The sequence below is a fragment of the Calditrichota bacterium genome, assembly GCA_014359355.1.
Taxonomy (GTDB): domain Bacteria; phylum Zhuqueibacterota; class Zhuqueibacteria; order JANLFK01; family Oleimicrobiaceae; genus Oleimicrobium.
The window spans coordinates 1-8,535 of the sequence record JACIZP010000321.1 but is presented as its reverse complement, the minus strand read 5'-3'; the positions used below and the strand labels follow the sequence as shown (position 1 = coordinate 8,535).

The 8,535-nt window shown below is 62.5% G+C and carries 6 protein-coding genes; all 6 read right to left on the bottom strand.

Features of this window, described 5'->3' with window-relative positions:
• A partial coding sequence (locus tag H5U38_13720; protein MBC7188078.1) for a (2Fe-2S)-binding protein occupies positions 1-615 on the bottom strand: 615 nt, incomplete at its 3' end.
• A gap of 18 nt (positions 616-633) precedes the next feature.
• On the bottom strand, positions 634-3,711 hold the full coding sequence (locus tag H5U38_13715) for an FAD-dependent oxidoreductase (GenBank protein MBC7188077.1): 3,078 nt from the start codon (positions 3,709-3,711) through the stop codon (positions 634-636).
• 129 nt (positions 3,712-3,840) lie between these two features.
• Entirely contained in the window at positions 3,841-4,698 is an 858-nt protein-coding gene (locus H5U38_13710; GenBank protein ID MBC7188076.1) for an NAD(P)H-dependent oxidoreductase subunit E, read from the bottom strand.
• A gap of 38 nt (positions 4,699-4,736) precedes the next feature.
• A complete protein-coding gene (locus tag H5U38_13705) occupies positions 4,737-5,141 on the bottom strand; it encodes a response regulator (GenBank protein ID MBC7188075.1) in 405 nt (134 codons plus the stop codon).
• A gap of 223 nt (positions 5,142-5,364) precedes the next feature.
• Positions 5,365-6,741 carry a sigma-54-dependent Fis family transcriptional regulator gene (locus tag H5U38_13700; GenBank protein MBC7188074.1) on the bottom strand — a complete coding sequence of 459 codons (1,377 nt, stop codon included), beginning with the start codon at positions 6,739-6,741 and terminating at the stop codon, positions 5,365-5,367.
• Positions 6,738-8,535 (bottom strand): PAS domain-containing protein (locus H5U38_13695; GenBank protein MBC7188073.1); only part of this gene is annotated, 1,798 nt, incomplete at its 5' end. The genes H5U38_13700 and H5U38_13695, both read right to left, overlap by 4 nt.

Below are 8,535 nucleotides of genomic sequence, written 5' to 3'. Positions count from 1 at the left end.
CTCCTTTTCGATACACGGCGGGCTGAGGTTCGCGCAGCCGCCACAGATGGCCTTCTCCGGCTCGGTGTAGGTGCAGCGCAATTGGCAGGCGGGACAGACGTAGATGCACCCGCCGCACAGCCGGCACTCTTCCGAGCGGATATCGAACGGGGTGCCAATGCTGCGGCGCTCGCCGCGGCCCCGGAAGCCGATGGCCTTGCCCGCCATCTGCTCGGCACACATGCGCACACAGAGGCCGCAGAGGATGCAGTCTTCGTACTCCTGCCGAAAGCGCTGCTGGCGCACTTCGAACTTGGAGGCAAGGTCCTGGATAACCTTCGACTGAGGACATGAGGCCAGAAGAAGCTCGATGATCATCTTGCGAGCGCGCACTACGCGTGCGGAGGCGGTGCGCACTTTCAGCCCCTCCTGGACCGGATAGGTACAAGAGGTCACCAGCTTCGCCTGCGGCCCCTCGCCAATCTCCACCACACACAGCCGACAGGCGCCATAGGGAGAGAGCCCTTCCATGTGGCAGAGTGTGGGGATCGGAAAGCCCATGAACCTGGCCGCTTCCAGGAGCGTGGTGCCCTCTTCAAACTGCACCGCTAGCCCGTTGATGGTGAGATTGACCATGTCGCTCTTCCTTCAGCTTCAGGCGCGTGCTTCTGGCCGTTGGACGAATTCGAGATCGCAGCGCAGGCAGCGGCTCGCCTCGCGCGTCGCTTCTTCTACGGTCAGCGACATCTCGACCTCCGCAAAACCCCGCTTGCGCCACTCTACCGAAGCGCGAGGAGTCTCGACCCGGCGCGCTGCGGCAAGCTCCTCGCTCACCTGCACTGGCGGCACGTAGACGCGCGGCAACCGTACCTCGGGCGGCTGATGGAGTTCTTCACCCCGGATGTAGAGGTCAATCATCACCGCGGCCCGCTTGCCATCGGCAATTGCCTGCACCACCGTGCTCGGCCCCCTGACCACATCGCCGCCGGCGAAAACTCCCGGCAAGTTCGTGCACAAGGTGTCCGGGTCGACCTTGACCGTCTCCGCCGGAGTGGTTTCGATTTTCTGTTCGCTGGCCACTGCCACCGAGTCGACATCCGAGCCTTCACTGATAGCCACGATGAGGGAATCCAGCTCGCAGTCGTATTCCGACCCAGGCACTGGTACCGGGCGCCTCCTGCCGCTGGCGTCGACCTCGCCCAGCACATTGCGCACCAGGCGCAGCCCGCTGACCCGCCCCTGTCTGGTGAGAATCTTCACCGGCGAGACCAACGTCTCCAGGCGTACGCCCTCTTGCAACGCCGCCTCCACCTCCTCGGCAAAGGCCGGCATCTCTTCCCGGGTGCGGCGGTAGAAGATGGTGACGCTGCGGACATCCTTCTGGCGTAAAGCCACCCGCGCCGCATCGACCGCCGAGTTGCCGCCGCCGATCACTCCCACGCGCCCGCGCGCCTGCTGCCGCTCCTCGAGGTTGAAGGAGCGCAAGTACTGAATCGACGGGAACACGCCAGCCGCATCCTCTCCTTCGATCCCCAGACGGCGGCTCTTGTGCGCGCCAAGAGCAAGGAAGATGGCCTTGAATCCTTCCTTGAACAGACCGTCGATGGTGATGTCCCGTCCAAGGGACACGCCATAGTTGACGCTGATGTACTTGTCCAGAAGCGAGCTGATCTCCTTCTCCAGCACCTCTCTGGGCAGGCGATAAGCGGGGATGGCGCTCAACATCATGCCGCCAGGACGCTGTTCCGCTTCGAAGATGGTCACCCGGTACCCCATGAGGGACAGATAGTGGGCAGCAGTCAGACCGGCCGGCCCCGCCCCGACGATGGCCACCGCCGGGCTGGTCTTCAGGACCTTCTTGACGGGCGTCGGCCTGTAGGTCATGGGATCCATGCGGTCGGTGATGAACCGTTTCAGGGCGCGAATGGCGATGGCCTGGCCACTGACCGTCCCGGCCCGGCAGCGTTCCTCGCACGGATGATGGCAGACGCGCGCACAGACGGAGGGAAATGGATTCGCCTCGCGGATGGCGCGGTAGGCCTCCTCGTATTCGCCGCGGGCAATGTGCGCCACGTAGCGCCATGCCTCCGTGCCCAGCGGACAGGCCGACTGGCATGGGGCGCCCACCAACTCCTTGCACACGCCGGCCTGGCAGAGGCGTTTCTGGATGTGCTCCTCATACTCGTGGCGGAAGTAGCGCAGAGTGGAGAGCACCGGGTTGGAGGCCGTCTGCCCCAGCCCGCACATGGTGGTGTCCTTGACCACCTCGGCCAGCTCCTGCAGGAGCGCAAGCTGCCCATTGCTCCCCTTTCCCCGCGAGATGTCGTCGACGATCTCCCACATGCGCTGCGTGCCCTTCCGGCAGGTGAAGCACTTGCCGCAGGACTCGTCGCGCAGAAAGTTCATGAAGTACTTGGCCACATCCACCATGCAGGTATTCTCGTCCATGACGATCATCCCGCCGGAACCCATGATGGAGCCGGCCTGCGCCAAGCTGTCGTAGTCGATGGGCAGGTCAAACAGGCTTGCCGGAATGCAACCGCCCGAAGGCCCCCCGGTTTGCACCGCCTTGATCTTTGCCTTGCCAGACGGCCCGCCGCCGATGTCGTAGACAATCTCCTTGATGGTGATGCCCATCGGCACCTCGACCAGGCCGGTGTTGCGGATCTTGCCCACCAAGCTGAAGATTTTCGTCCCAGAATTGCCCTTGGTGCCGATGCTGGCAAACTTCTCAGCCCCCATCTCGAAAATCACCGGGATGTTGGCCCAGGTTTCCACGTTGTTGATCGCCGTGGGCCGGCCGTTGATCCCTTTCTGCACGGGGAAAGGCGGGCGCTGCCGGGGCTCGCCGACCCTGCCCTCTATGGAGTGCATCAGAGCAGTCTCTTCGCCGCACACAAAGGCGCCGGCGCCACGCACCAGGCGGATGTCGAAGGAAAAGCCGGTGCGCAGGATGTTCTCGCCCAACAGGCCTAACTCGCGGGCCTGGCGCAGGGCAATGATCAAGTGCTTGACGGCAAGCGGGTACTCGTCGCGGACGTAGATAATGCCCTCTGTGGCACCCGTGCCGTAGGCACCGATGAGCATCCCTTCGATGATGCTGTGCGGGTTACCCTCCAGCACGCTGCGGTCCATGTAGGCGCCGGGGTCGCCCTCGTCGGCATTGCACACCAGATACTTGCCACGGCCGTCCGGCTGGGTGGCCAAGAGCTCCCATTTCTTGCCGGTGGGGAAACCCGCGCCTCCCCGACCGCGCAAGCCCGACGCCTTGACCTCCTCAATGACCCAGCTGGGATTACGACTGGCCAGCACTTTCACGAACGAACTGTAGCCGCCATGGACGATGTAGTTGTAGATGCGGATGGGGTCCAAGCGCTCGTTGCGACTGAGGATGGTGCGCACTTGCTTGCGAAAGAAAGGCAGGTCATCCTGCCTGGCGAAGCGCTCGCCGGTCACCGGGTCGACGTACAGCAGTTCCTCGATCACCTGGCCGCTGGCCACTGCTTCCACGATGCGCACCATGTCCGGGATGGTCACCTTGGGATAGAACGTTCGGGCCGGCTCCACCAGCACCGAGGGCTCCATCTCGCAGAAGCCGTGGCACCCGGTGATGAGCAGGCGGACCTTGTCGGTGAGGCCCTTGTTGAGCAGTTCTCGCTTGGCGATGCGAATGAGGTCATTGGCGCCGCTCGCCTGCCCACACGTGCCAGCGGAGATGACGATGGTCGGCATGCTGGGGTCGTGGTCGGCAAGAAGGATCTGCTGCAGCTGATAGAACTCGTCAATGGAGTTGAGTCGTCTCATAATCCGGCTTCGCTGTTGGCGTTTCGATCCTTTGCACCCCGCGTCGACGGTAACTGGTCAGAAGTTCACACCATACAGGTCCAGCATGTGGCTCTTGCAGCCACGCCGCGAACAGATTTGCACCATGCCACCTCCGCGCACCACCATGGGGAACATCGGCGCCCCACATTCGGTGCAATTGGACGCCCCCACCAACTCGGCGTGACAGTGTGGACAGAAGTTGTGGATAATCGTGTCCATGGGGATTTCGTGTTCCGAGGCAATGGTGTAGCTGCCGTACAGCGACGACAGGCGAATCCAGCCATGTTTCTGCCCGAAGGAAATGGTCAGCCGGATGGACGGGTGGCCGTCGATGAGGTAGTCGGGGTCCATGAGGCTATGGTTGCACCGCGGACAGTTGACTTGCACCGGAAAGACGCGCTCGTCAGTGGCAACGTCCACCTTGTCAAGTCCTTCCTGCGTGCGGTCGAGCACGTGGCGCACCTTGGTCTTGGCCATGTGAGGGAAGTAGTGGCCGTCCACGACGACCATTGGGCCCAGGGCGCATGCGCCGAGGCAGTTCACCGTCTCCAGCGTGAATTGCTTGTCGGAAGTGGTCTGGCCGGCCTCGATGCCCAGCTGGCGCTGGAACTCCTGCACCACCATCGGCGAGCCGCGCACATGGCAGGCTGTGCCCATGCACACGGAGATCAGGTGCTTGCCGCGCGGCTTAAGACGAAACGAGCGATAGAACGTCGCCACGCCGTACAGCTCCACCAATGGGCGGCGCAGTTGCTCAGCCACCACGCGCAACGCCTGTTCAGGAAGGAACCCGTACTTGTTCTGAACCTCGCGCAGAATCGCTATAGTGTCGCCACCGGCGGCGCGGTGCTTGTCGATGATTTCCAGAATCTCTTCGGTTTTGATTTGCTCCATCCCGCAATTCTCCAACCAAGAGGCAGGTCGCCTGGCCATCACGGGTGAGGCTGCAAAGTCTGGTCCCTGCGCGCCAGGGCCTGGACGACCAACGTAAGGATCTCCTCGCGCTTGATGGGCTTATCCAAGAACGCAAATGCTCCTGCCTCCCGGGCGCGCTGCCGCACAGTGTCGTCCCCGTAGGCCGTGACCAGGATCACCGCCGAGCGGGGGCTGCGCCGCTTGATCTCCGGCAGCAAATCGATCCCCAAGAGGCCAGGAAGACGATGGTCGGTGATGACCAAGTCGAAGCTGCCTCGTTCCACCGCGCGCAGGGCCTCCAGGCCATCGGCGGCCAATTCCACCTCGTACCCTTGCTTGGCGAGGGCCTTCCCCAATGACACGCGGAATTCATGGTCGTCATCCACGATGAGCACGCGAGATTGCGGCGTCTGCGTGGCCATGGCACCGTCCTGATGCTGCTTTCTGCTTCTGCTCCAGACCTCAACACTACTGAGCGTGTCGGTGAGTGGAAAACTTTCAAGAACTGTGCCATGCGCTCTGTGCCGCCCTGCAGCGCAACTTCCCCTTTGTTCATGCACTTAACCGTGGAGAAGCTTCCTCCACCAACTTCTCCGCAGCGTTGGTTCCCGCAATTGGGAAAGGCACTTTGGGGCCTTCCCAAAACTAAGAATGGGCCGACGTGGTCGGAATCCCCAGTTCAGCCATCTTGCGATAGAGAGAAGACTGACTTACCCCAAGGATCTCTGCAGCGCGCTCCTTGTCGTGACCGGTGTGCCGGAGCACGGCCATGATGTGCTGCCGCTCAAAGTCCTTGACCGCGTCTTTGAGGCGCCGCGAGCGTCCAGGCCGCTCAAAAAGGTTCGGCTGGAGGTTCACCGGAAGGTGAGCAACGCCGATGAGCGGCCGGTCGCACAGAATCATCGCCCGTTCGATGACGTTGTCCAACTCCCGCACATTGCCTTTCCAGTCATAGGCCATCAGCGCGGCCATGGCTTCGTCGTCGATGCCCTCCACCTTGGAGTTGAGCTCGGCCGCATGCAGGGCGATGAAATACTGCACCAGCTCCGGAATGTCCTCCTTGCGCTCCCGCAGCGGCGGGATCTCAATGCCCACCACGTTCAGGCGATAGTAGAGGTCCTCGCGAAAAGTGCCTCTCTCCACCTCCTTGGCTAAGTCCCGGTTGGACGCAGCGATGATGCGCACGTCCACGGGGATTGGCGTCGTGCTGCCGACGGGGAGGATTTCCTTTTCCTCGATCGCGCGCAAGAGCTTGATCTGCAACCCGAGGGGGACGCTCCCGATCTCGTCCAGGAACAGCGTGCCACCGGCAGCGACCTTGAACAGGCCGTCTTTGTCGCGAATGGCGCCGGTGAATGCTCCCCGAGTGTGGCCGAAGAGCTCGCTTTCCATGAGGCTTTCCGGGATGGCCCCGCAGTTGATGGCCACGAAGCGCTTTTCGGCCCGGGGACTGCGCGCATGGATGGCCCTGGCCACCAGTTCCTTACCTGTGCCGCTTTCCCCGGTGATGAGGACGGTGGAGGAGATGGCACTCAGGCGCTCCACCCATTCCATGACCCGGCGCATCGCCTCGCTGCGGCCGACCACCAGCTGATAGCCCCGGCGGCCCTCCAGTTCTTGGCGGAGGTAGCGGTTCTCCATGGCCAGAGTCTGCCGCTCGGCGGCCCGTCGGATGGCCTGGACCAACTCCGCCCGCTTCAGCGGCTTGGTGACAAAGTCATAGGCCCCGGCGCGCATCGCCTCCACCGCCCCCTCGATGGTGCCGTAGGCGGTCAGCACCAGAACCTCGATGTCTGGCCACTGCTGTTTGATGCGGCGCAGCAGGTCCATGCCGCTCATCTGCGGCATGCGCAAGTCGGTGAGCACCAGGTCCACGTGCTTGCTGGCCAAGACTTCCAAGGCGCGCTCGCCGCAGTCGGCCAGGAGCACCACGTAGCCCTCCTTGCGCAGCACCTTTCCCAACGAGTCGCGCAGATCGCTCTCGTCATCAACGACCAGTATTGTCTTTTCTGCTGGATTCACACCAACTCTGCCCTTCTTGCGCCGTGCAACGGGAGCGCGATAACGAACTCGCTCCCCTCGCCCACCCTACTCCTGCAGGTGACCGCGCCGCCGTGTTCTTCGACCAGGTGACGGGTGATGGTCAACCCCAGGCCGGTGCCAAACTCTTTTGTGCTGTGGAAAGGCTCGAAGATCTTGGGCAGCTCGCCCTCGTCGATCCCTATGCCGGTATCGGCCACCTTCATCAGCACGCAGTCGCCATTTCGCTCGGTCGCCAACGTCAAGGTGCCGCCGTTGGGCATCGCCTCGATCGCATTGCGCAGCAGGTTCTGCAGCGCGCGGTACATCTGCGCCCTGTCCACCCGCACCAGGGGAAGGTCCTCGCTGAACCGAGTGATGACCGCAATCTTCTTGGCCCCCAGTTCCGCCGAGGAACGCTTGAGCAGCTCGCCCATCAGATGATTGGCGTCGCTGAGTTGCAGCTTCAACTTGGGGACGCGCGCGAATTCCAAGTACTCCTGGCTCATCTGCGCCAGGCGGTCCACCTCCGAGGCAATGGCGCTGAGCAGATCGCGAATCTCTTCGTTGGAGGCTTGGCTGAGGTTGGCAACCTCGTCGCCGAGAAGCTCGACGTTCAGGCTAATGGAGGAGAGGGGATTACGAATGTCGTGGGCTACCTTGGCAGCCATGCGCCCCACCGTTGCCAAACGTTCCGCCTGCAACACCTTCTCCTCGAGGCGCTTTCGCTCGCTAATGTCACGAATGACCGAAGAGAAGCCAATGATCGCCCCTTCTCTGTCGCGGATGGTGCTGAGCGTCACATCCACGGGCACATCACGACCGCTCTTGGTGGTGAGCATGGTCTCTATGTTGCGGATATATCGGTCGCGGCGCACCTGCGCGAGAAGGTGGCGCAGTCGTTTTCTGCGCTCAGAACCCGGGGGGGTCAGTACGGTGATGCGCTTGTTGAGGATCTCAAGAGCCGGATATTCGAAGATTGCTTCTGCGCCCTTGTTCCAGAAGATGATGCGGCTGTGGGGATCCAGGCCGATGATGGCGTCGGCCGAGTCATTGCTCACCGCCTCCAGGAACTCTTGTTGCGTGCCCACTCGGCGTTCCAGCTCGCGGATGTCGGTCACCTCGCGCACCAGTTCCAGAACCTGGGGAATGGAGCCATCGGTGCCGTGCAGCGGCGTGGCGATGATCTGGAAGTAGCGGGTTTGACCGTTGCCGTTGCGCAGCTCGATGTTGCTCTGCTCCACCTGACCGCTGCGGAAAGCCCGCTGCGTGGCACAGTCCGCATGCCGCCGCTGCGTGTGCCAGCACAACACATCGCACTTGGTGCCGAGCTTGACCCCCTCGTGGCTTTCGCCGCGCCACAGGTAGCGGTTGTGCCACACCACGCGCATATCGCGGTCGATGATGGCGATGTCGGCACCGATTGCTGCCACAAGGCGATCGAGTTTTTCTCTTTCGGCCTGCACTTGTTCCAGGAGCCGCCGCTCTTCCTCGGCCTTCAAAGCCTCCCGGCTGCGCTTTTCCACCTCCCTGAGCTGCAACTCCTGGTAGATGTCCGAGTATTCCAACACCGTCTGATTGAACGGCTCCTCGACCGCGCGTAACGCAGTGGGCAAGCTCCCCTGGTCTTCCGCATAGGCCTCTTCAATCAAGTCGCAGATGACCCGCTTGCCCACCAGGAACGCCCGCTGAATGTCGGAAAGGCGGAACCCCTGCTGGATGCGCATCGGGGCAATTTCATTCATGAACCGCCGCAGTTTGTCATCGGACCCGGATTCGATGAACTGGATCGTGGCC